This is a genomic window from Candidatus Phytoplasma pruni, assembly GCF_001277135.1.
Taxonomy (GTDB): domain Bacteria; phylum Bacillota_I; class Bacilli_A; order Acholeplasmatales; family Acholeplasmataceae; genus Phytoplasma; species Phytoplasma pruni.
This window is the reverse complement of the sequence record NZ_LHCF01000008.1, coordinates 1-25948: the sequence shown is the minus strand read 5'-3', so window position 1 is coordinate 25948 and position 25948 is coordinate 1. Positions and strand designations below refer to the sequence as shown.

The following is a 25948-nucleotide window of genomic DNA, read 5'->3' as shown; positions in this document are numbered from 1 at the left end:
TATATAAGCAAAAGTGTTAACGATGATTTCATCAGAAGATATATGATGATCAATAATGATCGTATTAGGTGTTAAATCCAATAATTCTGGACTATTAACGATTTCTTTGCTTTGCGTATCTAAAATAACTAATAAAGAATTTTTATTAATGATATTTTTAGCTTTGGCGGTAGTTATAATATGTTTAGATAATTCTGGTTCTTCTTTTAATAAGTTTTGATAAATAATTTTAAAATTTTGATCCATCTTTCCTTCATCTAAAATAATATAATGTTCGTAATTATTATTAATAGATAAAGCTATTTTATAAAAAGCAATCATTGAGCCCAAAGAATCTAGATCAGGATTAATATGACTCATGAAAAAACAATTATTATTTTGTTCTAAAAGATCTCTGATAATTTCTGAGTTCACTCTAGCAGACACTTTGGAATTAGTACTTAAAGAAGATTGGGTCGCGCCGAAATATTGAATTTTTTGGTTTTCAATATTAACAACTACTTGGTCTCCGCCTCTTTTTTGTGCTAATTCAATCGCGCTTTGAGCGTAAGAAGCTAATCTATTATAAGGTAAATTATAACAAGCTACACCCATAGAAAGAGTGATTTTTAATTTATATTTATTAGAAATATCACGGATCGTTTTTAAGATAGAAAATTTATCACTCATGATATTTTCTAATTGTTGACGGTTTAATAATAATAAAAATTTATCATCTGATAATTGCTTTAAATAACCTTCATATAATTCTACAAAATCAGATAAAACACTTAAATATTCCGCTTTGATTTGAGATTGTTCAGAAAAGTCCCAATTTTTTAAAGAATCTTCTATATTATCAAAAGATAAAAAAACTAAAACAGGTGTTTTTTGGTGATAAAGACTTTTAATTTGTTCTCTTTCGGTGACATTAAACAAATAAAAAAGATTAAATTCTTTATTGTATAAACAATCAAAAATTTCCTCACCAATAGTTAAAATAGTTTGTGTTTGGTTGGAATTTAATAATTCTTTCATTTCGGGGTGTAAATTTTGTAAAGGAGTATTGATAGTAGGTTTTTTAAAGATTTTATCAGCGTAAGGATTAATCCATTGTATCTCATTAGAAAAAGAATCGATCACTATAATGCCTATCGGCAATTCATTAAACACTTCTTCGCCGATTTGATTAACAAAATAAGATAATTTGGACCATAAGGAAAGTCTGTTTTGTAATTTTTTAATTTTTAAATGATTTTTAAAATTAAAATAAATGCTAAAAAGGACGAATAAAAATATTATTTGACCTAAAAGGCTAAAAAATAACTTCAAAATATTGTTTTTTATGTCTTCGAATTGTTTTTTAGGATCGGCCATTATGTCTTTAATGTGATTATAATCATAAATAGCTAAAATAACGAATACAGAAATTAAAAGAATAATTAAGAAGTATTTTTTATAATTGAGATTTTTTTTTCTCAATGATTTGAACATAATTTTTTGTAAACTCGCTTTTCTATCATAAATTTTATTTTGAAAAAAAATTTATTTTTAATTGTAAAAATAATAAATTCTCAATATAAAAAATAAAACAAGCATTATCAACTTGTTTTATTTTTATATGATTATTGTATTACAAAAGGCATTAAAGCCATGTGACGAGCTCTTTTTATAGCTATCGCTAAACTTCTTTGCCATTTAGCAGATGTTCCAGTAGTTCTACTTGGTAAAATTTTGCCTCTATTAGTGACAAATTTACTTAATAATTCTACATCTTTAAAATCGATTCTAGTCACTTTGTTTTGAGTAAAGTAACATACTTTACGACGTTTTTTAAAAAATTTCTTTTTACCTGATTGCATAATCTTTTAATACTTCCTTACATTATCGTTATTTAGTTAAATTAAAAAGGGAATTTATCATCTTCATTAATATTAAACTCTTCTGCTGCTGAATTCTGGGAATAATCACTGTCATTATCTTTTTTTTTTCTAGATTCTAAAAACTGAATAGAATCACATTGAATTTCTGTTGTGAATTGTTTTTTATCCGTACCATTGTCAAAAAAGCTAGTTTTAATTTTACCTTCAATGCCGATTAAAGCACCTTTAGTAATATATTTAGCTAAATTTTCTGCTTGTTTATTCCAAACAACACAACGAATAAAATCAGTTTCTCTAACTCCTTCAGAGTTAGTAAAAGGCCTATTAACTGCTAAATTAAAGCGCACTAAAGGAATATCGCCATTAACAAAACGTAATTCTGGATCTTTTGTAATTCTACCTACTAAAACTACTTTATTAATCATTTTAATTATTATCCTCTAATTTAATTGCTATATATCTTATTATTTCTTCAGATATATTAGCTATACGAGTAAATTCAGCTACAACTGTGCTGTTAGCATCAGCTAATAACCAAACATAATAACCTTTGTTGAATTTTTGAATAGGATAAGCTAATTCTTTTAACCCCATTTCTTTCAATTCTGTAACTTTACCCTCTTTTGTAAAAATACCATTAACGTTATCAATAATTTTTTTTACATTTTTTTCTTCTAAATTAGGTTGTAAAATATACATTACTTCATATTTATTCATGATGATAACCTCCTTTTGGTCTTTTGCGGTCTTGTTTAATTCACAAGACAAGAATTTTAAAGGTTTTTTGATTAAAAAAACCTTTACAAGAAATACTGATTATTTTAGTATTTCTTAAATTGATCATTGTTATTTTATTTATATAAAAATAAAATATGGAAAAATAATATTTTTAACAATGCATAAATATACATTAATTACCTATTTATAATTATTGTATCTATGTTTAATTTTAACAGATAAAAAATAATTTCAACGTGTAAATGGAATTATTGATCAATTTTTTTAAAAGAATTTTTTTTCTCTTAATCGGTAACCTTTTTTAAAAAAAGCATTTCTTTAAGATGTAAAAAAATAAGATGTTTTTTAATAAAACCTCTTATTTATCCTTTTTTTATTCTAAATTTAATTTAATTTGGTCTAATTCTTGCATTAAATCAACAGTTTTAAGAGTTATAACGACTAATTGAGGCAATAAATGAGAATCTCTTGATTTAAAAACCATTGGTTGACCTTGTATTTAGTATTGGAGAGTTTTTTTGCGGAATATAATATTTCATAGAACGATATTTGATGCAATCTGGAGCATTAAAAGATAAATTGGTTGATTCTAACGTTGATGTGCAAAAAGGCATTAATATCGTTTTAGAAAGCCTATTGGTTCCTACTTATCAAATAGCAGAAAATGCTGGTTTTGATGGTTCTACCATAGTTAAAGAACAATTTAAACAAAAATAAAATTGCGGTTTTGATGCTAAAGAAGGCGTTTATGCCAATTTATTACAAAAAGGCATTATAGACCCTACTAGAACAAATTAGACAAGCAATTCTGAATTCTGCTTCTATCACTTCTGTTTTTATAACAACTGGTGCAGCTGTGGTTTCTATTAAAGATTATGAAGGCAAAAGTAATAACATGTATATGCCTGAGAATCACTCTTTATAATCATTTTTATTTTTCAAAAAAGTCAATTACTCTCAAAGATTTGTATGAAAATTTTTTTAGTGTTAAATTAACTTTTTTGCTTTTTTACAAACTTTTTATAACAAAAGATTAATAAAAAAATGATAAAATAAATATTGATACGGTTTATAATTTATATATTAAAAAAATAAATTTATATGTTTTTTTAATATCTTAAGAAAGTAATTATGTAATAACGATATGAAATTAGTTTTTCAATATATTTTTAAATATAAAAAGATAATATTATTAAATATTTTATCGGTTTTTTTGATAGCTTTGGGAGAAATCGGAATACCTTTTGTTATAGGTGAAATGGTTATTGAAAAAACCTTAGAAGGTAAAGAATTTACCAATGTTATTTTAATTTTAATTTTTTTAGTTATTTCTGGTATTTTAGGTAATTTAATCGTTAATTATTGCTCCTCTAAAGTATCTTCTTTAGTTTTTAACAATTTAAGTAGTGATGTTTTCAAAAAAATTCAAACTTTGTCAGTAGAAGATGCGCAAAGTTTAGGCGTGTCTAGGTTAATGAATCGTAGTACTTCTGATGTAGATCAAATAGTAAACTTTATCGCTACTTTTTATAGAGCTGCGATTGTGGCGCCGATTATGTTAATCATTAGTTTAACCTTAATTTGTCACATTTCTGTTCCGCTTTCTACTAGTATTATTTTTGCGGTACCTATTTTTATCATAATTTTAGCTATCGTTATGACTAAAAATTATAAATTATCCAAAAAACAACAAAAACAATTAGAAGATATTAATGCTAATATTCGAGAAAATATAATCGGCGTTAAAATTATTAAAACTTTAAACCGCTCTGAATATGAAGAAGAAAAATTTGAAAAAATGAATTCTAATTATAAGGATTTCATTGTCAAATTATTTAATTCTATGTTATCCATTGAGCCTTTTTTCTATTTATTGTTGAATATATCTATTTTAAGTACAATTTTTTATGGAGCTTTTTTATTGAAAACAGTTGGCCAACATGGTTTGACATTAGGAGATTTATACAATGTTCTTAACTTACAATATCACATTTTATTTTCTATTTTAAATTTCTTATTTTTATTTATGATGTTTCCTAAAACAGTGGTTTCTTCTAAAAAAATAGAAACTTTATTAGTGATGGAACCTTCTGTTCAAAATAATCCTCATCAAGTAGAACCATTAAAAAAAATTACTGATTTAGAATTTGATAATGTTAGTTTTAATTTCCCTAATTCTTCGTTTTCTATTTTAGATAATATTAATTTTAAAGCTAAAACATCAGAATTAATAGCTGTGGTAGGTTCCACTGGTTCCGGTAAAAGTACTTTAATTAATTTAATACCTCGTTTAATGGATCCTACATCAGGTTCTATTAAAATCAATAATATAGATATTAAAAATTATGATGTAGCAACTTTAAGAGATAAAATCGGCTTTGTTTCCCAGAAAAACATTTTATTTAAAGGAACTATCGAAAGTAATTTATCTTTTGGTAAAGAAAACGCTGATGAATCAGAAATGTTAGAAAAAGCGAAAATGGCTAAATCATACGACTTTATTCAAAGTAAAGAAAAACAGTTAAAAGAATTTGTTAGCGAATTGGGTTCCAATTTTTCTGGTGGACAAAAACAAAGACTTTCAATTACAAGAACTTTTTTAAAAACACCAGATGTTTATATTTTTGATGATGCCTTTTCTGCTTTAGATTATCAAACAGATTTAGCTATTAGACAAAACTTTGTTCATTTTAGAAAAGACTCTATTATTATCATAGTAGCACAAAGATTAACTTCTGTTTTAAACGCTGATAAAATAATTGTTTTAGATCACGGTAAAGTAGTTGATATAGGTACGCATAAAGAATTAATGCAAAGATGTGAAATTTACAAAAACATTGCAATATCACAAAAAATAAAAGAGGTTTTATTGTGAAACAATTATTCAGTTATTTAAAAAAATTTAAAATCAAGATTTACATCAGTATTTTTTTAATTTTTTTAGTAGCTCTTACTAGTGCGGCTGTGGTTATTTATGAAGGAAAATATGTCATCGATTATATTAAGGAACATTACGCTAAAGATTCAACGACGCCAGAAGTTTTTCTCCAAACTCTAGGAATCGCTCTGTTAGGGAATTTATTATTATATGTAATGGCTACTATAGGTAGATTTATTTATAATAAATTACTGATAACTGCTATTCATAGTTCTGTGAAAGATCTACGTGAAGAATTACATAAAAAAATTCATAGATTACCGATTAAATTTTTTGATCAAAACGCGGTCGGAAATGTAATGAGCATTATTACGAATGATGTGGAAATGGTGGCTAATGGTTTACAACAATCCACTATTGCTTTAATTTGTGCTTTTTTTAACATGATTTTAATTATTATTGTGATGTTTTGGGCTAATTTGCCATTAGGTATATTAGTGTCTTTAATGATTCCTTCTGCTTTAATCGTTATTTTCATTATGAATAAAAAATCCCGTAATATTTTCATTCAAAGATATGAAAAAACAGGCGAATATATAGGTTTTTTACAAGAAAAATATACTGGTCATAAAGAAATTGCTTTATTCAATCAACAAGAAAACGTTATTAAAGAATTTGAAGAAATTAACACAGAATTAAAGCAAAATATTTTTAAATCCAACTTTATATCTGGTTTAGTGATGCCGATTGTGAGTAGTTTTACTTATATTATGGTTTCTCTAGTGGTTATTATTGGGATTGTGTTAATGCGTAAAGAGGGAGTGGAAGATCATTTCTTAGGTAAAATGGGTTTTGCAGCCATTCAATTAGGTTTATTTCAAGGCTTTATTCAATATGTTTGGCGTTTAGGTCATCCTATTAACGATTTAAGTCAAATTTTTATAGTTTTACAATCCACTAGAGCCGCTGGTAGAAGAATTTTTCGATTTTTAGGCGAACCAGAAGAAAAAGAAAATACTGATGCTTTAACTTTAGAAAAAGTAGAAGGATATGTAGATTTTTCTGATGTTTCCTTTAATTATTCAGCCGATAAACCTATTATTAAAAAAATGAATTTAAAGGTTGATAAAAATAAAATGGTGGCTGTTGTGGGTCCTACAGGCTCAGGTAAAACTACTTTAATTAATTTATTAGTTAGATTTTATGATGCTACTTCTGGCAGCATTAAAATTGATGGCGTAGATATTCAAGATTTGAAAAAAGCAAATTTACGCGATATTATTGGAATAGTTTTACAAGAATCTTGGTTATTTAACGGCACTATTTTAGAAAACATCAGATATGGTAATTTAAACGCTACTGATGAACAAGTTATTGAAGCAGCTAAACAAGCTAACGTTCATAATTTTATTATGGCTAAAAAAGATGGTTATCAAACAGTAATTAATGAAGAAACAGCTAATTTATCACAAGGGGAAAAGCAACTTCTCGCCATAGCGCGCACTCTTTTACGTAATCCAGCTATTTTAATTTTAGACGAAGCTACTTCCACTATTGATACTAGAATTGAAATGATTTTACAAGAATCTATACAAAAGTTATTGTCCGAAAGAACATCTTTTGTTATTGCTCACCGTTTGTCTACAATTGTGAACGCTGATATAATAGTAGTTTTAGAGAATGGTGTAATTATCGAACAAGGAACGCATAAAGAATTATTAGCTAAACAAGGGTTTTATTATAACCTTTATCAAAGTCAATTTCAAAAATCATAATAATAGCTTGAATTATGGCGAAAGAATCATTTTTTACTAATATATTTGATATCTATCCATAAAAAAAGTCCTTTAAAAGGTCTTTTTTTATGGATAGAATTAGGTTAAAATATAATTTCTTAAAAATTTATCAATTGAAATTATCCTACTTAACTAACTCTTTTTTTAGGTTTATCTTTTTTATTGTCTTTTTGTGATTGGTCTTTGGCATCATTATTATCAGAATGACGAGGATAGTATAAAGTATTGATTTCTGCAGTAATAATAAAATTATTTATTAAATAAATTTTTTTTTCAGGTTCCATACTTTTTATTTCATGATCTCTGTGCAACATTATTGTAAAACGATATTCTTTGAATTTAATACCTTTTCCGCTAATTTTACTTGTGCTTGGCAACAATGAATTTAATTTTGTCGCATCGCCTTCAATGATTTGAACCTTTGGATATTGTTCAAAACGTTTTTTTAATACATCGGCGAAATATAGAGGTTTTTCAATAAAAACTATTTTAACGTCCTTATTGTAATAACGATTTATTAAATGTTGAGTCACATTACCAGAACCGCCACCTAATTCAAGTATTACATCATTTGCTTTCAAATCCTTCTGATTCTTCACAACATCACTTAATTTTTTGTAAGCATGAGGGGATAAAGGAATAATAAAAGCTTCAATATTTTTAGAATCTACAAGTTTTTGTTTTGCACGTTTCCAGTCGTTTCAACTGCAAGTAGTAAAGTAAATTACTAAGAAAACAAAAAAGAATAAAAGCATTTTCAAGTATTTGTTAAATCTTTTAGTAGTGGTAAAAATAATAGCAGAAGATAAAAGAACATAAACAGAAGTAATTTTTAATAAATATGCAAATTAATTGTTTTTGATCATCTGGAGACGAAAACAATACTTTAGCATCTTCTTTCGCTAGGGTGTAAATAATAAAGTAAGCTAATGGATGGATGAAAACAATCCAAATTTTTTTCCAACGTAATTGAGCGTTAATATATTGTAAATAAAAAATACTAAATAAAATCGGCATGATAACATATTCTAAATAATAATGCAAGTAATAAATATGTCTTGGTCTTATCTGATAATATTTATTTTTATCGTTTAAAAAGTAATTAAACATTGAAGCGTTTATCAAAATATTGACCAAAGCGATTAAAATTGCGGTATAGAATACCAATTTTATTTTTCACCTTTGTAAAAACGAAAATAACAACCATTAAAACCAATAAATTACTTTGTCTGGAAAAATAAAAAAAATCAATTATTTTAAAATCTTTTTGAGCGCCGATGTTATAACAACTACTGACAATCCCTAAAACAACAGTTACGGCAGATAGCATTAAAACAGAACAATTTAAAAATGATTTTTTTATTTTCTAACCGACAGATTTTTTAAATGTATTTTTATTGCTAGAATAATTCATTTTTTTTAACATAATATTTGTATACTTCTTATATTATTGCGTTATATTATTACTTTTTTTTGGTTTTTTTGCAACCTTTTCGCTTATTTTATGACACTTTTTTTATGTTTTATCTTACTAAACATAAACCGAGATAATATAATCACATTTTAATGATTTTTATCGGTCTTTTTACGTTATTGCGCAAAAGAAAGTAAAAATAAATAAATGAACAATAAACAAAGATCAAAACAGCGAGGACAAATATTAAATTTGTTTTACTTATCAACCTAAAATAAATCTCATTTTATAAATCTAATTTTTCTTATAAAAAAACCCTTTAAAAACAAAACAAGCTAAACCGTTTATTCCTTTGTTGGAAAAACAATTTAGCTTGTTTTTTGATATATTTGTTTAATTTTTAAGGTAATCATTTTTTTATTCTAATTCTAATTAGTTTAAAAGATATTTTTAAATGAAATAATCATTTATCAAGATCTTTTTGGCATGGGTAAATCTAATTTTTATGATAAATTCGTATTATCGCTTTTCATTAGAGAGGAATGGCTAATTAATATTTTTTTTACACCATGATTTTCGTCAAAAGAAATGGTAGCAATATTTTTTTTAATAGAAAGTAATACTCCTTGACCAAAAGTTTGATGGATTAATTTATCTCCTATTCGATAAGAATGTTTATTAGCGAAGTATTTATCAATTTTTTTGTTAAAGTAAGAAATCAACTGCATTTCCTTGATAAAAGAGACTGGTTTTAAGAAGAAGTGATGTCCTAAAAGGAAACGAGAACCAGAACTGCTAATATATAATAATTCTTTCGCTCTTGTGATAGCTAGATAAGCTAAACTTCTGGCTTCTTTGATTAAAGTTTCAGAAGGAGGAGAAGAACCAGAATTCTTTTTATCTAATAAATTTTCCATAAATATTTGATCTTCAAAACCAATAGCAAAAACTACTTTAAATTCCAATCCTTTAGTTTTTTTGATTGTAGAAAGAACCACTTTATTTTTATCATTGATCAATTCATCTTCATTAAATAAAGAAATTTTATCTAACACAATCCTTAATTTTTCTAAAAAAGTACCTTTATGATTTAAGTCTTCATGGCTAAAAATTTCTTGGAGACGAATGATATTGGTTTTTTTCTCTTGGTTGGCTAATTTTTTATTATAATTATTATAATGAGATAATTTTTCTTCTTGTTCATTTAACATGCGTGAATAACCAATAATATCGTCTATTTTCTCAATTATATTAGATAAATTGGTCGTATCATCGTTAAAAATAATATCTTGAATCATTTCTAAAGTCTTTTTAAAATGAACAAATTTAGCCTTATTATTGTGATCTTGTGGGATATAATCAATAGATTCTAATAAAGACGAAATATTATGTTGTTTCGCTATATCTTCTAAAAATTTCACTGTTTTAATACCTATTTTACGTTTAGGCATATTAATGATCCTTTTTAAAAAGAAATTCTGTTTATTAGACAGAACAACACGAATGTATGCGATAATATCTTTAATTTCTTTTTTTGATAAAAAGAATAACTGTTTTTAATGGAATAAGGCATATTGCCTAAAAGAAAATGATTTTCGATATCTGTTCCTAAATTATTAATGCGGTATAAAATGCAAATATCATTATAATTATATTTACCTGTCTCGATTAAATCTTGAATTTTTTTAGTAATATATTTAGCTTCTTGTTTAGCGGTTAAAAAATCATTATAAACTACTTTTTCACCATAATCATAAACACTTTGAAGTTCTTGTTGAAAAGGTTGATCTGGTTGAGATTCATAATTATGACCAATTAACATATTAGCTTTGCTTAAAATATTTTGAGTTGATCGATAATTAGCGCTTAAAGTATGAATAGCAGCGTTAAAATCTTTTTCAAACAACATTTGGCATATAACATCTTTATCTTTAAAACGATAAATTGTTTGGTTCGGATCTCCCGCTAAAAAAATAACACTCTTTTTGCCGATAATTTGGATTAATTTATATTGAATTAAATCGATATCTTGAAATTCATCTACCAAAAGATAAGCGAATTTTTGCTGATAAAAAGAAGCTACTGAAGGGTTATTTTTTAATAATTGATAAGAATAAATAATTAAATCATCACAATCGACTAAATTATTAGTTTTTAAAAAATGACAATACTCATCATAAATTTGTTTCATTTCTGGGGAAATAAAATTTATTTCGTTATATTCTTTTTTTAACAAAAGATCATCCGTCTCATTAGTCGGGATATTATTAACAATTTTTTTTTTAGCAATTTGTTTTTTAATTTTCGAAATATAACTTTGAATTTCCAATACTTTATATGAATCTTTATCAATGCCCAATTTTTTCATATTTTCTTTAATAATAGATTGTCCTTCGGTTTCGCTAATGATAGTAAAAGAGGATTCCATTCCTAAATTAAGTTTATCAATATATTTTCTTAAAATTTGGGCACTCAAAGTATTAAAAGTTTTAATAGTAAAATTATAAAATTCAGTATTAACTATTTTTTTTAGATTTTTTTTCATTTCTTTAGCAGCAGTATTAGCAAAAGTAATTGCTAAAATATTTTCACTCTTAACGTGTTTTTGTTCCAGTAAATAAGCTATTCTATTAGTAAGTATTTTGGTTTTGCCAGTGCCTGGACCTGCTAGAACAAAAAGAGAACGATCAGGATAAGTAACTGCTTTTAATTGTTCTGAATTCAGATTTTTTAACCATTTTGGTTGCAACATATTTTTGAAACCTTCTTTTCGCAATTATTTCTTCTTTTTTAAAAATCAATTAATAAAAAAATATTTATCTTATTTTTGTGTATATTTTTTCGCTATTTCTGTAAAAAATAAAAAATTTTCATATTTTAAAGAACTATTACCGGCTAAAATACCGTTAATTTCTTTTTGTTGTAAAAAAGATTCCACATTAGAAACGTTAACGGATCCGCCATAAATAATGTTAACTTTTTGAGCCGCTTCTTCGTCATACATAGTAGTGATTTTCTTTCTTATTTTACCAATGTTGTAATTGGCATCTTCTGGCGTAGCACTTTTACCAGTGTTAATAGCCCAAATCGGCTCATAAGCTAAAGTAATATCTTTTAAAGACTCGCTGGCTACATTTTGAAAAATAGTTTCTAATTGGTTATTTAAATATGTTTGAGTTTCGTTTTTTTCTTTTACTTCTAAACTTTCCCCTAAACAAACCACAGAACGCATTTGTTGTTCTAAAACAGCTAAAAGTTTTAAATTAACTATTTCATCCGTTTCTTGCGAAAGGGTTCTTCTTTCGCTGTGTCCGATTAAAACATATTTAACGCCTAAAGATTTAATATTTTGGGGAGAAATCTCTCCTGTAAAGGCGCCTTCATTTTGATAAAAAACGTTTTGAGCGCCAATTCTTAAATTTTTACCTTCTATTTGTGTTAAAATATCTAATAAAGTAATTTGTGGAAAAATAATTGTTTCTACTTCATTTTTATTAGGTACTTTGTCGTTCACTTGAAAAATATAATTCAAAGATTCATCTTTGTTTTTGTGTAATTTCCAATTGCCTGCTATAATAATTTTTTTCATTTTTTTTCCTCTGTTTTTAAAAAGCTGTTACTTTTAATATTTTGGTCTTTTCTGAAGAATTGTTCAATAAATGATATTCTTCATTAATAGATAAATAAAAAGTATCTTCTTTTTTTAATAAATAATGTTTTTTATTTAAAACTAAAACCACTTCACCTTCTAAAACATAACAAAATTCATCATTGATTGTTCTTGTTTGAATCATTGTTTGCCCTTGAGGTTCTATTTCTATTATAATAGGTTTTATTTTATTTTTTTCTAATTTTGGAAATATATTATAAATAGTATGCTTTAAATTATGATTTGGCGCACTAATAAAATCCTCTTTGGTGTTGATTAATGATAAATTTTTCTCTTGTTTAAAAAAAATCTGATACCGAAACGTTAAAAATTTCTAACAAAGGAAATAAAGTTTTTAAAGAAGGAGAAATTAAATTATTTTCAATTTGAGAAATATAACCGCTAGTAACATTAATTTTTTCAGACAATTCTTTTTGCGTTAATTTATTTTTTAATCTTAAAGTTCTAATTTGAAATCCAATATCCACTTCATCTTCCTTTTCATATTTTTTTAAATAACTTTTTTATATACCTAATAAGAGGTTTAATTCTCGGTATAAATAAATTTGTTGATTAAAATATTTTTTTCGAATTATTTTTATTTTTTTTATGATTTTTTATATAATTCTAATTTGTCTTTTTGATATTTCAATTTCCATAAAATTTTTAAGAGTAATAATTTTATTTTTCCTCGGAAAAGCTTTTTTTGCTAAAACTAACAGTTTTTTTATCAATTTTATTAATTTGTTTTAAAATAGAGTTATTTTTTTGTAAAAAGGTTTTTTGACTATTTTCGTAAGAGTCGAAAATAATTTTTTCTTTCTTTTTTGGTTTTGTTTGATTATTTTGTTTTGTATAGGGTATAATTTTATTTTTTTAACCATTAAATCAGATTTTTTTTGAAAAGCAGATAAGATATCTTGAAATAAAAGCTTTTTTTCTTCTTCTATTTGCTTCATTTCTTGGACAAAATTATTCTCTATTTCTTTCAAAGTATCATCTAAATTTTCCTGAATTAAAGTAATTTTTTCTTTCATTTGAACTAACTGTTGATTAATAGCTTGTTGTTCTTTTTCGATTGTTTGTTTGATTCTGTTGTCTTCTTCTTGGACGGCGAAACGGATATTTTCCATTTGAGAAAAATGAATGTCTTTAGCGATATCTAAAAAAACATTAGTTAATAAAGAAATTTTATTATTATGGATCAATAATAAGTCTTGCTTATTTTTTTCTTGCTTAGATAAGATATGACGATTATATTTGGTTAATTCGTCATATTCTAGACGAGATTGATCTATAAATAAGGTTAAATTATTCCAAAAAGACCACCAATAATTCCAAAACTTTTTTACTTTGAATTTATTTGATATTTGGGATAAAAAAGTTTTTTTAGCGGATGTTTGATTAATAATAATAATTTGTTGAAACAATTTATTTTGATAAAAATTCTTTTTTTGTAATATTTTATTTTGTATTTTTCGTAAAGTGTTGATTTGGCTTTCTTTTTGGTCGTTATTGATCTTCTTTTTCTTTTGCCAATGATTTAATTGTTCTTTCCATGATTGATAAAGGTTATTGGAAATTTTAATTTTGTTATCAAAAAAAGCGAAAAAATTATGATTAGGATTATCATATTTAAATTGTACATTATGAACTAAATCACGAATAAAAGAAATATTTTTATCATAATATTCTAAAATAACCTGGATTAAATCAATTTTTTCTTGTATCCGCAACTCTTTGAAAAGATATATTTCTTTTTGCAAAAGATAATGTGAATCAAAGTGTTTGTCGTGAATTTGATCAATAAAAAATTGCAACAAAGAACTCACTTCTTCAAATTCTTCTGTATCAAATAAGACTTTAGATTTATTATTGTTTAAATAATTGTTTAATTTATCTTGCATTATGTTTATCAAATCATTTTGTCGGTTATTAGCTTTGTTAAGATGAATAATAAAAGAAATTAATTTTTTTAAATTATTTTTTTGATTGATAAAACTTTTTTCTATGATATTTTCTATTTTGATTTGTTGAACTTTCATACGAAATAATAAATTTTCTTGTTGTTGTTTATAGTTCATATTTTCAAAATGTATTTTATGTTCTTGATTAACATGCAGATGTTCTAAATCTTCTTTTAGACGTTGTATTTGTTTATGGTTTTGAATTATTTTAGCATAATATTCAGATGTAATTTTAATTTTTTCAATTTTTAATTGCATCTTTAATAAATATTTTTTATGTTGGGTTTTATGCTTTAAAAATAAAACTTTTCTTTGAAATTCTAAATTGTTAATTTTTTTTTGCATCTCTTGATTTTTTTGTAAAAATAAATATTCTAATTTGTTTTTATCGTATTCTTCTTGTCTTTCGATTTTAATCATTTCATAATGTTTTTTAACATCTGTTTGTCTTAATTCGATATCTAGCATTTTAATTCGTTGGAGATATTCATGATTAATTAATTTTTTTTCTTGTTTACAAATTAAATGTTGGTTATAAATCTCCATGTCAGTAATTTTAACAAAGATTTTTTTTTCTAAAGCAATGATGTTTAATGCTTTGTTGTAAAGAAATTTTAACCAAAAATATTTTTTACGCCAAATATTTAAATCTTTATAATAACGGATTTCATTTTGCATTATTTCTTTCATTAAAGATAAAAAACATTTTTCTTTAGTTTTAGGCACTGATTCCAGAAAAAAAAACATCATTAATTTTTTTTCTTTAAATAACATCTGTTTTTTTTCTTCTAAAGCTTGTTTATTGTGCGTAAAAGTGTTTTTTTCTTGATCAAAGATTTTATTATGATCCGCTAATTTATTTTGAAAAAGATCATTTATTTGTTGCATTTTTTTCGCAAAAATATTATTTTTCTTAATTTCTTTTTGGTTAATGTGAGTTAAATTATTTTTATGATTTCTTTCTAGTTTATCTAAATTAGCGTTTAAAATGTTTTTTAAAGCGATAATTTGTTTATTAATTAATATATTTTTTTCATGAAAAGATTGATAGTTTTCGCTGGTTTTGAATTTAGTTTTTTTCGAAATTTCTAAATGTTTTTGTAAAAAATTATTTTGTTCTTTTTCTTGTTCTGTATGTGTTTTTTGTTCCAAAACAATAATATTGTCTAAATCGGTTTGTGTTTTTTGTTTTAAAGAATTAATATTTTGTTCAAATAAAGCGTTAATTTTTTTTTAGCAAAATTATTATGTTTAATTTTTTGAATTAATTCTTTAATGTATTTACGTTCTTTTTTATCTTTTTGAATAAAATTAGTGTATAAAATGCTTTGAAATTTATTTTTAATATAAGATAGGTTATTACGATGATCAACGTTTAAATCTTTTAATTTAAGAAAAATTTGCTGATTTAATATTTTAGTTTGTTGATCGATTTCTTGTTCAAAAGGCGCACTTTTGGCCTGATAATCATAAAGAAAGAAATTATTGTTTTGTAAAAGATTATTCAAATAATTTAACACAAATAATAAATTATTGTGAGAAAAATCTTTATTATTTTTTTCAATATCAGTTATAGAAGGAACATTTTTTTGATTAAAAGACATATTTATTTTATCCTCGTTACCCTAATATTAATACTTACTATATATTATAACACACTAAAACATAAGATAATAATATTTAAAATGTTATAATCAAATAGAGAGCAGTTCGAGGTGTAAAAATGTATTATTATATTAAAGGTAAAATTGTCGAAATTAATCAAAATAGCGTTATTGTTGATAATCATGGTATTGGTTATCATATTCATTTTTGTAATCCTTATTTGTTCCATATAGAACAAGAAGTAAAATTATTTCTTTATTATTATATTAAAGATAATATCCGTGATTTGTATGGTTTTACAGAAATGAAATTTCTTTCTTTTTTTAAAAAAATAATTTCTATTCCAGGAATAGGGCCTAAAAGCGCTATTGTGATCACCAATGTAGAATTTTTTCAAGAAACGCAAACCGCTATTGAACAAAATAACATCGCTTATTTAATGAAATTCCCTGGTATTGGTAAAAAAACAGCTCAACAAATTATTTTCCATTTACAAAATAATTTAGTTATTCCAAAAACGCAAGCCAACACTTTTGTCCTTAATCCTAAACAAACTGACGTTAAAGATGCTTTGATGAATTTAGGTTTTAATGCTAAACAAGTCGAACATATTATTTATAAAGTAGATTCTAACCAAAGTTTAGAAATAATGATAAAAGAAGCTTTAAAACTTTTAATTAATAAATAAAAGGATTAAAAATAACATGAACACTAAAGATATTGTCAACGAAGAAATCAAAATAAATAACAAAGATGAACAATTTTTAAGACCACAATTGTTAAACCAATACGCAGGACAACCAAATATTAAAAATATTTTAAGCGTCTATATTAAAGCCGCCCAAAAAAGAAAAGAATCGTTAGATCATCTTTTATTTTACGGTCCGCCTGGCTTAGGTAAAACTACTTTAGCCAAAATTATAGCTAATGAATTAAAGGTTAATTTTAAAATTACCAGTGGAGCGGTGGTAGAAAAAGCTGGTGATTTAGCAGCTATTTTAAGCAATCTTCAATCAGGAGATGTTTTATTTATTGATGAAATTCATCGCTTGCCGAAAAATATTGAAGAAATTTTGTATGCTGCTATGGAAGATTATGTTTTAGACATTATTATCGGTAAAGAAAACGAAAGACGTACAGTGCGCATTGATTTGCCGCCTTTCACTTTAGTAGGAGCGACTACTAAATTCGGTCATATTTCTTTCCCTTTAAGAGATCGTTTTGGCTTAATTTTAAAATTAAATTATTATAACGAAAAAGAGTTAAAACTTATTTTAAAAAGAACTGCTTCGGTTTATGGTAACCAAATAGAAGAAAAAGCTTTAGCAGAATTAGTTAAAAGAAGTAGAGGAACCCCTAGAATCGCTAACCGTTTATTCAGAAGAGTAAGAGATTTTGCTGAAATTTATTCTAATAAAGTTCTTACTCATCAAATCACCTTAGAAACCTTAGAAAAGCTACAAATAGATTCAAACGGCTTAAACGAAACAGATTATAATTATTTAAACACATTAGTGAATAAATTTAACGGCGGTCCAGTCGGTATTAAAAATATTGCCGCCACTATTGGAGAGGAAATTTTTACCATTGAAGAAGTTCATGAACCGTTTTTAATTAAAGAAGGTTATATTAAAAGAACTGCTCAAGGCAGAATTGCCACCGATTTAACCGCCCAATTACTAAAACAAAAAAATATTCATAAAAAATAATTTAATCAATCTATCCATCATGATCTAAAACAACCTATTAAAGAGAAAAAACTCAATTGTTTGTTATATTTAACAAACAATTGAGTTTTCTTTTTATATATTGTCTTTGCCCAGAAATTAAAAACTTTCAAAAAACGCTTTTGATTTAGGAAATTTATTCGTTTCAAAAATTTCTTTTGGAGTTTCTTTTTCCGCTATGACACCTTTTTCTAAAAAAAATAGTGTTAGAAACTTTTTTAGCAAAATCCATCTCATGAGCGATAATAATTAAAGTAATTTTCTTATTATCAGATAGTTTTTTCAAAATAGTTAAAACTTCATGAGCGGATTCAGAGTCTAAAGTGGAGGTTGGTTCATCCAATAAAAGGATTTGTGGTTTCATACATAAAGCACGAGCAATCGCGACTCTTTTTTGCCCACCAGATAATAAATTAACATCATAATGAGCGAACTTTTCTAAATTAACTTCCGCTAATTTTTCCATCGCTTTTTTTCCGCTTCTTCGCGAGTCTTTTTGCCAATTTTCATAGGAGCTAAATAACAATTTTCTAAAACAGTTTTTTCTTCAAATAAATCGAAATTTTGAAAAACCATTCCTACTTTTGCCCTTAATTCTTCTAAATTAAAGTTTTCAGCTAAAATATTTTGTTTATCGATAATAATGGTGCCGGAATCCGGAGTTTCTAATAAATTTAAACATTTCAAAAAAGTCGTTTTACCAGAACCTGAATGACCGATAATAGTAACAATTTCTTTATCTTTGATATTTATAATTTATATCTCTTAAAATATATTTATTATTGTATTTTTTTTGTAAATTTTTAATTTGAACTAGTTATTCTTCCATGATTTACCTCTTTTTTTCTAATTGTTTCATTATAAAATTAGTACTTAGAATAATCATTAAGTAAATGACACTTGCGGTGAAGAAAGGTAAAAACTGGATCCATATCTATTGATATTTTTTGTTTCGCAATATCAGGACGAGATCTTCTGATCGATGGTTCAAAAATACTGCACTGCTTAACGGTTTTAGACAGTTTTATAACTTGTTAAAGTCGAAATCTTTTGTAAAAATTGATATTGATTTGTTTTATTGCATCAACAATTTTATTATATTTGATAACATATTTGTTATTTGTTATGAGTTAAACTGTTAACAAATCTCCTTTAATATTGGTAAAATTTGTTTATTGCTAGTTTTTTCCAAAATAGGTTTTAAATAAGGATAAAATCTTGCAATAATTGCAACAAAATCTTTTAAAGTCTTTAATAAAAAAATATAAATCATCAATTTAAATAAAAAAATATTTAAAAAACGAGAACAGAATAATATTACAATAAAAAATAATACAAGATTTTATATTTTTTTTATTTATTCTTTTTTAAAAAATAATTAACAATATCTAAAATTATAAATAAAATCTCTATAAAAAATATTACAAAAGCTTCAAATAAAAAAATAAACTAAAACCCATTCATATTTTTTGGGTATTTTTTGTTCAATAAAACGATCTAATTGATGTAAATAATTTACCCAAATTAAAGTATATAAAATTAAAATAAAAAAAGATTCTAATAAATTAAACATTAAAAACCAAAAAGATTTATTTTCTTCAGGTAATAATAAATCAGGCATCCAATACGATCCACTAAATATACTAACAATAAATAAAATTCTTAAACAGGAATGAAATTTGGAATTTACTTTTATTTTATTTATTTTATATAAAAAACTGATAAAAATAATAATAATTAAAGTTAATAATAAAGGAGTAAAAACAAAAAATAATAAAAAATATTTTAAAATTATTTGAGCGAATTCTTTATTTTCGGAAAATGTTAATACTAAATATTCTAATCTATATAAAAAAGCTAACATTATTCCATAAAGAATAGCATTTAAAAAAGAATACAAACGCAATATCAAACTAGTAAATACATAAATATTACATAAACAATAACAAATAAAATAAATAAAATAAATAATGATTATGATAACGAAAAATATAAACAAGTAGTATACTAATTTGTTAAAATCAGTAATACTATTTAAAAATAAATAAGAAATAATTGTAGATATAATTGTCAATAAGATTAAAAAAGTCAATTTCTGAAAAACACTTTTATATGATGTAAGAATTTGAGAGTCATCAATAATCTTTTGTTTTTGAGAAATTTGATTAATTTTTTTGTAGTTGATTGTATACTTTGTTGACTATTTTTTTTTATTATTAATATAAGTTTTAAAATTACTTTTATAAAATCGACTGGAAGGGTCGATAATAAAATCTAAATATTTTGTTTTTAAAATGATATATATAGCGATTAAACAACTAAAAATGTGAAATATTAAAAAATAAATTTTATGAAGAGTCATTATTTTAATTTTCCGCAATAAATATTTAAATATTGATTAGGATCTAAACCTCGTTTAGGTTGAATTAAGTTGATTAACATATGTGTAGAATCAAAAAGATTAACTTTATTAATTAATTTAGTCGTAAAAGGACAGTCAGAAGTTTTTTTCAATTCATATATTTCTAATTCATTTTTATTAGGAAAATTTATTGCAAACCCTAATGTTGTTTCGTAACTATTATTTTTGATTTCAAAATGAATATTATTTTTAATATGAGCTTGAGATTCATATTTTTTTTCGCCCATTTCAATAGCTTCAAATACTTCAGGAAATAATACCTTACCCCAAGTTTTTCCTACTATTTTTTTAGTTCCTGTTTTTAGAGCTGTTTTAGCAATAGCATGACCTACTTTTTGATTTATTTTTTTCTTTATATATTCTTTAACTTTGTTTTTTATAGGTTTAGGAATTTTTTGGTATTGTGATATTTTTTCGATATCTCTTTGTTGAAAACCCATTTCTTTTAACTCTTTGTTAGAAAATTTACCTTTTGATATTAATTTCTCTATTAAATTATCAAAATCAGGATCATCTAAAAATTTAGTTAAATGATTTAAAAATTCAATTACACTAGTAATGAAAGAAGGAGACATATCGCAATCACAAAAAGTGATATCTACTTGTTTAATTTCGTCTAATTGATTCGTTTCAAAAAAGAAAAACGCTTTTCCTTCGTCGTTTAAAATATAATATCTAACTATATCATTGATCATAGATACTCCATCATCTTTATGATCTAATATTTTATCAGCCATAAATGTTTTAAACCCATTCCAAAATAATTTTGCGGGTGGCACAAAATTAAGAGCGATACCAGTAGCATTCCCTACTAATTGACTTTTATTAGCATATTCTTGATAAGTTCGACAAGGCACCAATGTAATTCCAGGAATATCGTAAAAAACTCTTGCGTTATCGGCAAAAATATGACCATCCTCATGTCTCCAACATTGAAACAAATGTTTTTGATTCTTATCTTTCTCATAATCCTTAGGATTAAAAGCATAAATTTGTCGTGTCCATAAAACTAAAAAAATCATTAATATAATAAAAAAAATAAAAAAAATTTTATATTTTGATTTATAATTAAAATGAAATTGAACCATAATAATATTCCTTTACAATTTATTTAAAATTTATTTATTATACTAATTTTTAAAAAAACATGAATAAACTTTTATGAATTTTCCTATATTCCATCTTATACCATATAAAATCATATAATAACAATGATCACATCATGATTATGATATAATTATACATATTATAACTCTAGAATAATTTCAAAAATAAGAAAAATAAAATAAATTGTTTAAATGATAAAAATATTTGCAATCTCTTTAGATTCTTTATTGTGCTTTTCCTTTTTTAAATAAATTTTAGTTATAAAATGGTTCTTTAATGCTTAAATTAAGTATCTGATTTCATATCTTTTCAAATTAACAAAAATAATTTTTTGTTAAAGATAATGTAAATCATCGAGAATCTTTTTTATTATAAGAAACAATTTATATGAGATATATTATGATATAATAAAAAAACATAAATTAATTTTAAAAATTTTATTTTTGTTTAAAAAATTATCTAAAAATGTGAAGCAGCGTAGATTATCAAAATTTACTATTAATTCGAAAACAGTATTTTTATCGATTTTTTTTTAAATTTTGATGGACAGATTTTTCGACTTTTGATATAAATGTTATATTTAAAGGTTAAAAAACTTTACAAATTAATTTAATATTTTTGTTTTTTTTATTACAATTATAATTTTTTTGTTTATATTAAAATTAATTAATAAGTAATTTTTTTATTATGAATTTTTGTTATAAATTAAACATAATGATTTATTTTAGAAATAGTTAGGTATGAATATAATATTTAAAATTATAATTTATTTTTTAATTGGGCAATACTTTATTTTATAGTTAATGGATATAGTGTAATTAAAATCAAAAGAAGTAATATTTAGCAAATCCTATTTCTTAAATTATGCCAGATGAAGTCAAAAAGGGTGGAAGTTAAAGTGATTGTTATGGGCGTTCTGATTTTCCTATCAACTTTTCTATTTCGTCTCTATTAATAGTTTCTTTTGCTAACAATGTGTTAGCTATTTTATCTAATAAATCTTGATTTTCTTTAATTATTTTTCTTGTTTCTTATTGCCTCTAGGAATAATAGTTACTTTGTGCACTTTTTGAGCATGTTTTAATTTTAAACCAATGACTGACTGTATGTTCCGCTTCATGATAAGCTACCATTTTCTTTTCTTCTTCATCGTATTTACGGGATTTTTTCGTTGGAACCATTAAAACTAGATCAATAGCTTCATATAATTTTTCATTTGTTATTGTTTCTTTATCATTTCTAACTGTTAAAATAGAAGTTTCATTTAAAATGTCTCCTAATTGAGTGCTGTTCATTCCAGGAGTTTGTTGAGCGATTTGATTAAAATCAACTTTGGAAGAAATTTTTTTATTTCTCGCATGTACCTTTAAAATAGCTTCTCTAGTTTAACATTAGGCAAACCTACTTTAAAAATACGATCAAAACGCCCAGGTCTTAATAAATCTGAATCCAGCATATCTTTTCGGTTAGTTGCACCGATGACAATCAAATCTTTCGTTTGAACAAACCCATCCATTTCAATTAATAATTGGTTTCAAGTTTGTTCGTGTTTATTTTCCAAATCTCCTCTTTTTTTTCCAATCGCATCTATTTCATCAATAAATAAGATGCTGGGGGGGAATTAAATTTTAATTCTTTAAATAATTTTTTAATTTTTTTTTTAATAAGGATGCCAAACATTTGTTCAAAAAGAATACAAATTATTTTTTCAAATGCTTTTTTTATTTCTTTTTTTATATTATCAAAAAAACTTGAGCAAGAAATGGTAGTAAATTATCTTTTTTAATAATATTAATTTTTATTATAACAAAAATAAACCAAAAAACAATCTTTTTTCTTTTATTTTGTAAAAAAAGTATCAATTTAAGGAAAAAATCTTTTTATAGTAAAAAAAGAAATTTGGACCAAAAACATTAAGAGTTGTTTGGTTCCGAAATTTCGTTTTGATAATGAACTAAAGATTGTTGATAAACTTGGATGATTTTTTGAGCAAATATTTCTTGACTATAAATGGCGACTGATTCTTTAGCTTTAAGAGCTAATTTTTGCCTTTCTTGAGGGTCTTGAAATAAAAGAGTTAACTTCTGTATTAATTCTTCTTTAGTGCGGTAAAATAAACCATTTTCGCCCTCTTGAATAACACCTTCCAACACTGGATCATAACGCACTAACAAAGGTAAAGAAGCTGCCAGAGCTTCAATATAAGTTAATCCTTGTGTTTCAAATAAAGAAGCATTAAGAAAAACATCGCCTAATTGATAATATAAACCCAATTGTTGATAAGCCAAAAAACCTAAAAAAATTATTTTATCATTTAAACCGAGTTTTTTAACTTTTTGGTTAAATTAATTTTATCTGGGCCATCACCAATAATAACAAACTTACTTTGAGGATGTTTAAGATGAAACGCAGCAAAACCTTCGATTAAATAATTAATCTCTTTTTCTTCAGATAATCTGCCTACATAAAGACAAATAAAATCATCTTTTAAACCTAGTTTTTCTTTTAATTGGCGAATTTTTTCAGAAGAAATGTTTTCTTGATAAAAAGGCTTTAAATTAAAACCAGTAGGAATAACGTGATAATTGCTTTCGATAGGATAACGCTCTTGTAAAAAATGAATTACTTTAGGGGTCGGAACGATAACCGCCTTCACGGTGGAAATATATTTAGTCAATAATTTATCAAAATATTTTACAATAGTTTTTTTCCACATTTTTAACCAAAAGTTTTGGTTAAGTTCGATGAATTTAATATACATCGTGTGAAAAGTATAAACAATAGGTAAATTAAGCTCTTTTGCTGTATAAAGTCCTAAAGAACCGATGCCAAATTCAGTATGTAGATGGATAATATCTAAATTTAGATTTTTTAATAAAGGCAGATATTTCTTATAACTAACCCCCCAACGAAAACCTTTTAAAGCTTTCAGAGGAACTGGCAAACCTTTGATCCTGATAATATGAGGATCTTTTTCTTCTTTTATTTGTGGTGAATTAGGGGCGATAATATAAACTTCATACCCTAAAGCTTCTAAACCTAATTTTAAAGATTTAACGGAAACCACAACGCCACTAATTAATGGTTCATATGAATCTGTAAAAAGACCTATTTTCATTTTCATGCCCTACTTATTCGCATTATTTACTAACATAAAAGATATTGCCGCCTTTTTTATTCATCAAAAGGATTATTCTGTTTTTGTAAAGTAGAAACTAAACTTTCCACTTTTTTAAACGAAGGATGTTTGATGTCTAATTTTTTTATTCCGTAAGGAGGTAAAAAAGAAATAGTGATTAAAGGTATTTTGATTTCTATGACTGTTCCGCAACCAAAGGCATTATGTTCTACTTTATCGCCTATTTGGTATAAAAAAGCTTGATGAGGATTAGCTGGTCTAATTTTCGTAGTTTTATTAAAATAAGCATCATTAGGATTAGTTAGAGGAAAATTCATTTCTTTCACAAAAGAAGAAATTTCTAATTTCACAAATTGCCCGTATTTCATTCTTTGTGCGACGCTAGTAAGATATAAATGTTCTTTCGCTCTTGTAATAGCGACATAAGCTAGACGTCTTTCTTCTTCTAAATCAAAAGTATCGTCAGGATCTTTACTATTGTTTAAAGGGAAAATATTTTCTTCAAAACCAATAATGAAAACCACTTTAAATTCCATTCCTTTTGCTTTGTGGACAGTAGCTAATTTAACTTGATCATTGTCATCTCTTTTATCTTGGCTATATAAAGATATTTGGTCTAATAATTGGTTTAATTTTTCCAACACAGTTCCTTCGAATTCTGTGTTCGATTCAGCGAAAACATTTTTCAATTCTTGGATATAATCTAGAGCGTTTTGAGTTTCTAAAGAATCCGGCTTTTCTCTTAAAGTATCAGAATAACCGACTGTTTTATCCACATAATCTACTATTTCTTCTAATTTATTAAAAGAATGGGAATGTAGTTTATCTTTCATTTTTTGGATTAAAGTTTGAAAAGAAACAATATGTTTGATAATTTTGGAATCAGGAGGATAATGGTTTAAGGCTGCAAAGAAAGAAAGGTTTTGATTTTGACTGATTTCTTCGATTTTTTGAAAAGTTACTTTACCTATTTTTCTACTCGGAACATTAATGATTCTTTGGAGGTAAAAATTTTGATCAGTATCCATTAAGACTTTTAAATAAGCTATTAAATCTTTAATTTCTTTTCTTTGGTAAAAAGAGATATTGCCTAATATCTTATAAGGAATCCTTTTTTTCATTAAATTATTTTCAAAGAGCCTTTCTAAAGTATTGTAACGATATAAAATAGCGACATCTCCATAACGACATTGGTGTTTAGCCACTAATCGATCAATTTCTTTAATGACAAAATCAGCTTCTGAATTAGCGTTAAAAAATTGGTTAAAAAAGACCTCTGATCCATCGCCTAAAGAACTTTTTAATTCTTTACCGAAACCATTATGATTTTTTTTAATTAATAAATTCGCTTTTTTTAAAATATTATTAGTAGAACGATAATTCTGTTTTAAAATAATTTTTTTAGCTTGAAAGAGTAGGTGATAAGTGAATAAAGTTGTTTTTCTATTTAAATAAAATTTAAACAAAAGGAGATTTAAATGTCTAGAAAAAGAAGTTATCGAAGAAGTAGTTATCGTAGAAATAAATTAACATTAGGTAGTTTTTGTATGTATTGGCTGTTACCTGTTTTAGGTGTTGTTATTCCTGTTGCTATTTTTTTAGCTCATAAGGGTTATATTTCTATTGCTAAATAAAAAGAAATTT

Annotated in this window: 23 protein-coding genes and 5 pseudogenes; 6 read left to right on the top strand and 22 right to left on the bottom strand. The window is 24.8% G+C overall.

Going from position 1 to position 25948, the window contains the following annotated elements:
* From CPX_RS01755 to rpsF, 4 genes are all read right to left on the bottom strand, one after another.
* A partial coding sequence (locus CPX_RS01755; RefSeq protein WP_200902631.1) for a GGDEF domain-containing protein occupies positions 1-1473 on the bottom strand: 1473 nt, incomplete at its 3' end.
* A 131-nt stretch (positions 1474-1604) separates the two neighbouring features.
* Positions 1605-1841: a 30S ribosomal protein S18 gene (rpsR, locus tag CPX_RS01750; RefSeq protein WP_053521486.1), complete on the bottom strand. Its 237-nt coding sequence runs from the start codon at positions 1839-1841 to the stop codon at positions 1605-1607.
* A 41-nt stretch (positions 1842-1882) separates the two neighbouring features.
* Positions 1883-2287: a single-stranded DNA-binding protein gene (locus CPX_RS01745; protein ID WP_053521485.1), complete on the bottom strand. Its 405-nt coding sequence runs from the start codon at positions 2285-2287 to the stop codon at positions 1883-1885.
* Between the two features lies 1 nt (position 2288).
* A complete protein-coding gene (rpsF, locus tag CPX_RS01740; RefSeq protein WP_053521484.1) occupies positions 2289-2579 on the bottom strand; it encodes a 30S ribosomal protein S6 in 291 nt (96 codons plus the stop codon).
* A 588-nt stretch (positions 2580-3167) separates the two neighbouring features.
* Between rpsF and CPX_RS03290 the strand changes: the two are divergent.
* The 3 genes and pseudogenes from CPX_RS03290 to CPX_RS01730 form a co-directional block, all read left to right on the top strand.
* A pseudogene (locus CPX_RS03290) lies at positions 3168-3525 on the top strand (TCP-1/cpn60 chaperonin family protein); the annotation flags it as partial.
* A 219-nt stretch (positions 3526-3744) separates the two neighbouring features.
* Positions 3745-5475: an ABC transporter ATP-binding protein gene (locus tag CPX_RS01735; RefSeq protein ID WP_053521483.1), complete on the top strand. Its 1731-nt coding sequence runs from the start codon at positions 3745-3747 to the stop codon at positions 5473-5475.
* Positions 5472-7253 (top strand): ABC transporter ATP-binding protein, encoded by a 1782-nt coding sequence (locus CPX_RS01730; protein ID WP_053521482.1) that lies wholly within the window; start codon positions 5472-5474, stop codon positions 7251-7253. The genes CPX_RS01735 and CPX_RS01730 overlap by 4 nt, the downstream gene beginning before the upstream one ends.
* A 149-nt stretch (positions 7254-7402) precedes the next feature.
* Here the strand turns inward: CPX_RS01730 and CPX_RS01725 are convergent, their stop codons facing one another.
* From CPX_RS01725 to CPX_RS03275, 9 genes and pseudogenes are all read right to left on the bottom strand, one after another.
* Positions 7403-7873, bottom strand: a complete 471-nt coding sequence (locus tag CPX_RS01725) for an rRNA adenine N-6-methyltransferase family protein (protein WP_161802333.1) — start codon at positions 7871-7873, stop codon at positions 7403-7405.
* Between the two features lie 178 nt (positions 7874-8051).
* Positions 8052-8384, bottom strand: coding sequence for a hypothetical protein (locus tag CPX_RS01720; RefSeq protein WP_053521480.1), 333 nt, complete (start codon positions 8382-8384; stop codon positions 8052-8054).
* The gene (locus tag CPX_RS01715; protein ID WP_053521479.1) at positions 8377-8604 is read right to left on the bottom strand and encodes a hypothetical protein; all 228 of its coding nucleotides are present in this window, start codon (positions 8602-8604) and stop codon (positions 8377-8379) included. The genes CPX_RS01720 and CPX_RS01715 overlap by 8 nt, the downstream gene beginning before the upstream one ends.
* Before the next feature lie 587 nt (positions 8605-9191).
* Positions 9192-11440: pseudogene (locus CPX_RS01710) on the bottom strand (ATP-dependent helicase).
* A gap of 69 nt (positions 11441-11509) precedes the next feature.
* Positions 11510-12277: a triose-phosphate isomerase gene (tpiA, locus tag CPX_RS01705; protein ID WP_053521478.1), complete on the bottom strand. Its 768-nt coding sequence runs from the start codon at positions 12275-12277 to the stop codon at positions 11510-11512.
* Positions 12278-12293: 16 nt separating this feature from the next.
* Complete coding sequence (locus tag CPX_RS03285) at positions 12294-12482, bottom strand: cupin domain-containing protein (RefSeq protein ID WP_235443216.1); 189 nt, start codon at positions 12480-12482, stop codon at positions 12294-12296.
* Positions 12483-12636: 154 nt separating this feature from the next.
* A complete protein-coding gene (locus tag CPX_RS03280) occupies positions 12637-12825 on the bottom strand; it encodes a helix-turn-helix domain-containing protein (RefSeq protein ID WP_235443215.1) in 189 nt (62 codons plus the stop codon).
* Between the two features lie 261 nt (positions 12826-13086).
* Positions 13087-15456 carry a hypothetical protein gene (locus tag CPX_RS01695; protein WP_235443214.1) on the bottom strand — a complete coding sequence of 790 codons (2370 nt, stop codon included), beginning with the start codon at positions 15454-15456 and terminating at the stop codon, positions 13087-13089.
* 38 nt (positions 15457-15494) lie between these two features.
* Complete coding sequence (locus CPX_RS03275; RefSeq protein WP_235443213.1) at positions 15495-15908, bottom strand: hypothetical protein; 414 nt, start codon at positions 15906-15908, stop codon at positions 15495-15497.
* 119 nt (positions 15909-16027) lie between these two features.
* On the opposite strand from CPX_RS03275, the gene ruvA reads away from it, so the two are divergent.
* Both ruvA and ruvB read left to right on the top strand, forming a co-directional pair.
* Positions 16028-16597, top strand: coding sequence for a Holliday junction branch migration protein RuvA (gene ruvA / locus CPX_RS01690; RefSeq protein WP_053521477.1), 570 nt, complete (start codon positions 16028-16030; stop codon positions 16595-16597).
* A 16-nt stretch (positions 16598-16613) separates the two neighbouring features.
* The gene (gene ruvB / locus CPX_RS01685) at positions 16614-17618 is read left to right on the top strand and encodes a Holliday junction branch migration DNA helicase RuvB (protein WP_053521476.1); all 1005 of its coding nucleotides are present in this window, start codon (positions 16614-16616) and stop codon (positions 17616-17618) included.
* Between the two features lie 163 nt (positions 17619-17781).
* Here the strand turns inward: ruvB and CPX_RS03525 are convergent, their stop codons facing one another.
* The 9 genes and pseudogenes from CPX_RS03525 to CPX_RS01655 form a co-directional block, all read right to left on the bottom strand.
* The gene (locus CPX_RS03525) at positions 17782-18102 is read right to left on the bottom strand and encodes an ATP-binding cassette domain-containing protein (RefSeq protein WP_334199086.1); all 321 of its coding nucleotides are present in this window, start codon (positions 18100-18102) and stop codon (positions 17782-17784) included.
* The gene (locus tag CPX_RS03520) at positions 18090-18356 is read right to left on the bottom strand and encodes an ATP-binding cassette domain-containing protein (RefSeq protein ID WP_334199087.1); all 267 of its coding nucleotides are present in this window, start codon (positions 18354-18356) and stop codon (positions 18090-18092) included. Before CPX_RS03520 ends, CPX_RS03525 begins: the two co-directional genes overlap by 13 nt.
* A gap of 712 nt (positions 18357-19068) precedes the next feature.
* Positions 19069-19776 carry a Bax inhibitor-1/YccA family protein gene (locus tag CPX_RS02890; protein ID WP_268760253.1) on the bottom strand — a complete coding sequence of 236 codons (708 nt, stop codon included), beginning with the start codon at positions 19774-19776 and terminating at the stop codon, positions 19069-19071.
* Between the two features lie 221 nt (positions 19777-19997).
* The gene (locus CPX_RS03115) at positions 19998-20999 is read right to left on the bottom strand and encodes a hypothetical protein (protein WP_152907383.1); all 1002 of its coding nucleotides are present in this window, start codon (positions 20997-20999) and stop codon (positions 19998-20000) included.
* Positions 21000-22205: 1206 nt separating this feature from the next.
* Positions 22206-22460, bottom strand: coding sequence for a hypothetical protein (locus CPX_RS01665; RefSeq protein WP_053521473.1), 255 nt, complete (start codon positions 22458-22460; stop codon positions 22206-22208).
* 71 nt (positions 22461-22531) lie between these two features.
* A pseudogene (locus tag CPX_RS02885) lies at positions 22532-22726 on the bottom strand (AAA family ATPase).
* 352 nt (positions 22727-23078) lie between these two features.
* Positions 23079-23641, bottom strand: a pseudogene (locus tag CPX_RS03535) (glycosyltransferase).
* 138 nt (positions 23642-23779) lie between these two features.
* A pseudogene (locus CPX_RS03530) lies at positions 23780-24283 on the bottom strand (glycosyltransferase); the annotation flags it as partial.
* Between the two features lie 56 nt (positions 24284-24339).
* Positions 24340-25770 (bottom strand): ATP-dependent helicase, encoded by a 1431-nt coding sequence (locus CPX_RS01655; RefSeq protein WP_235443211.1) that lies wholly within the window; start codon positions 25768-25770, stop codon positions 24340-24342.
* 12 nt (positions 25771-25782) lie between these two features.
* Between CPX_RS01655 and CPX_RS03110 the strand changes: the two genes are divergently transcribed.
* Positions 25783-25938, top strand: a complete 156-nt coding sequence (locus tag CPX_RS03110; protein WP_200902630.1) for a hypothetical protein — start codon at positions 25783-25785, stop codon at positions 25936-25938.
* Positions 25939-25948 lie beyond the last annotated feature (10 nt).

Excerpts from the sequence above, each read along its gene's own strand:
- CPX_RS03285 (WP_235443216.1), bottom strand. The coding sequence starts at position 12,482 with ATGATTCAAACAAGAACAATCAATGATGAATTTTGTTATGTTTTAGAA.
- CPX_RS03275 (WP_235443213.1), bottom strand. The coding sequence starts at position 15,908 with ATGTCTTTTAATCAAAAAAATGTTCCTTCTATAACTGATATTGAAAAA.
- CPX_RS01720 (WP_053521480.1), bottom strand. The coding sequence starts at position 8,384 with ATGTTTAATTACTTTTTAAACGATAAAAATAAATATTATCAGATAAGA.
- ruvA (WP_053521477.1), top strand. The coding sequence starts at position 16,028 with ATGTATTATTATATTAAAGGTAAAATTGTCGAAATTAATCAAAATAGC.
- CPX_RS03110 (WP_200902630.1), top strand. The coding sequence starts at position 25,783 with ATGTCTAGAAAAAGAAGTTATCGAAGAAGTAGTTATCGTAGAAATAAA.
- CPX_RS01735 (WP_053521483.1), top strand. The coding sequence starts at position 3,745 with ATGAAATTAGTTTTTCAATATATTTTTAAATATAAAAAGATAATATTA.
- CPX_RS03525 (WP_334199086.1), bottom strand. The coding sequence starts at position 18,102 with ATGGAAAAATTAGCGGAAGTTAATTTAGAAAAGTTCGCTCATTATGAT.
- CPX_RS01665 (WP_053521473.1), bottom strand. The coding sequence starts at position 22,460 with ATGAACAGCACTCAATTAGGAGACATTTTAAATGAAACTTCTATTTTA.
- CPX_RS01715 (WP_053521479.1), bottom strand. The coding sequence starts at position 8,604 with ATGCTATCTGCCGTAACTGTTGTTTTAGGGATTGTCAGTAGTTGTTAT.
- ruvB (WP_053521476.1), top strand. The coding sequence starts at position 16,614 with ATGAACACTAAAGATATTGTCAACGAAGAAATCAAAATAAATAACAAA.
- rpsF (WP_053521484.1), bottom strand. The coding sequence starts at position 2,579 with ATGAATAAATATGAAGTAATGTATATTTTACAACCTAATTTAGAAGAA.
- tpiA (WP_053521478.1), bottom strand. The coding sequence starts at position 12,277 with ATGAAAAAAATTATTATAGCAGGCAATTGGAAATTACACAAAAACAAA.
- CPX_RS01745 (WP_053521485.1), bottom strand. The coding sequence starts at position 2,287 with ATGATTAATAAAGTAGTTTTAGTAGGTAGAATTACAAAAGATCCAGAA.
- rpsR (WP_053521486.1), bottom strand. The coding sequence starts at position 1,841 with ATGCAATCAGGTAAAAAGAAATTTTTTAAAAAACGTCGTAAAGTATGT.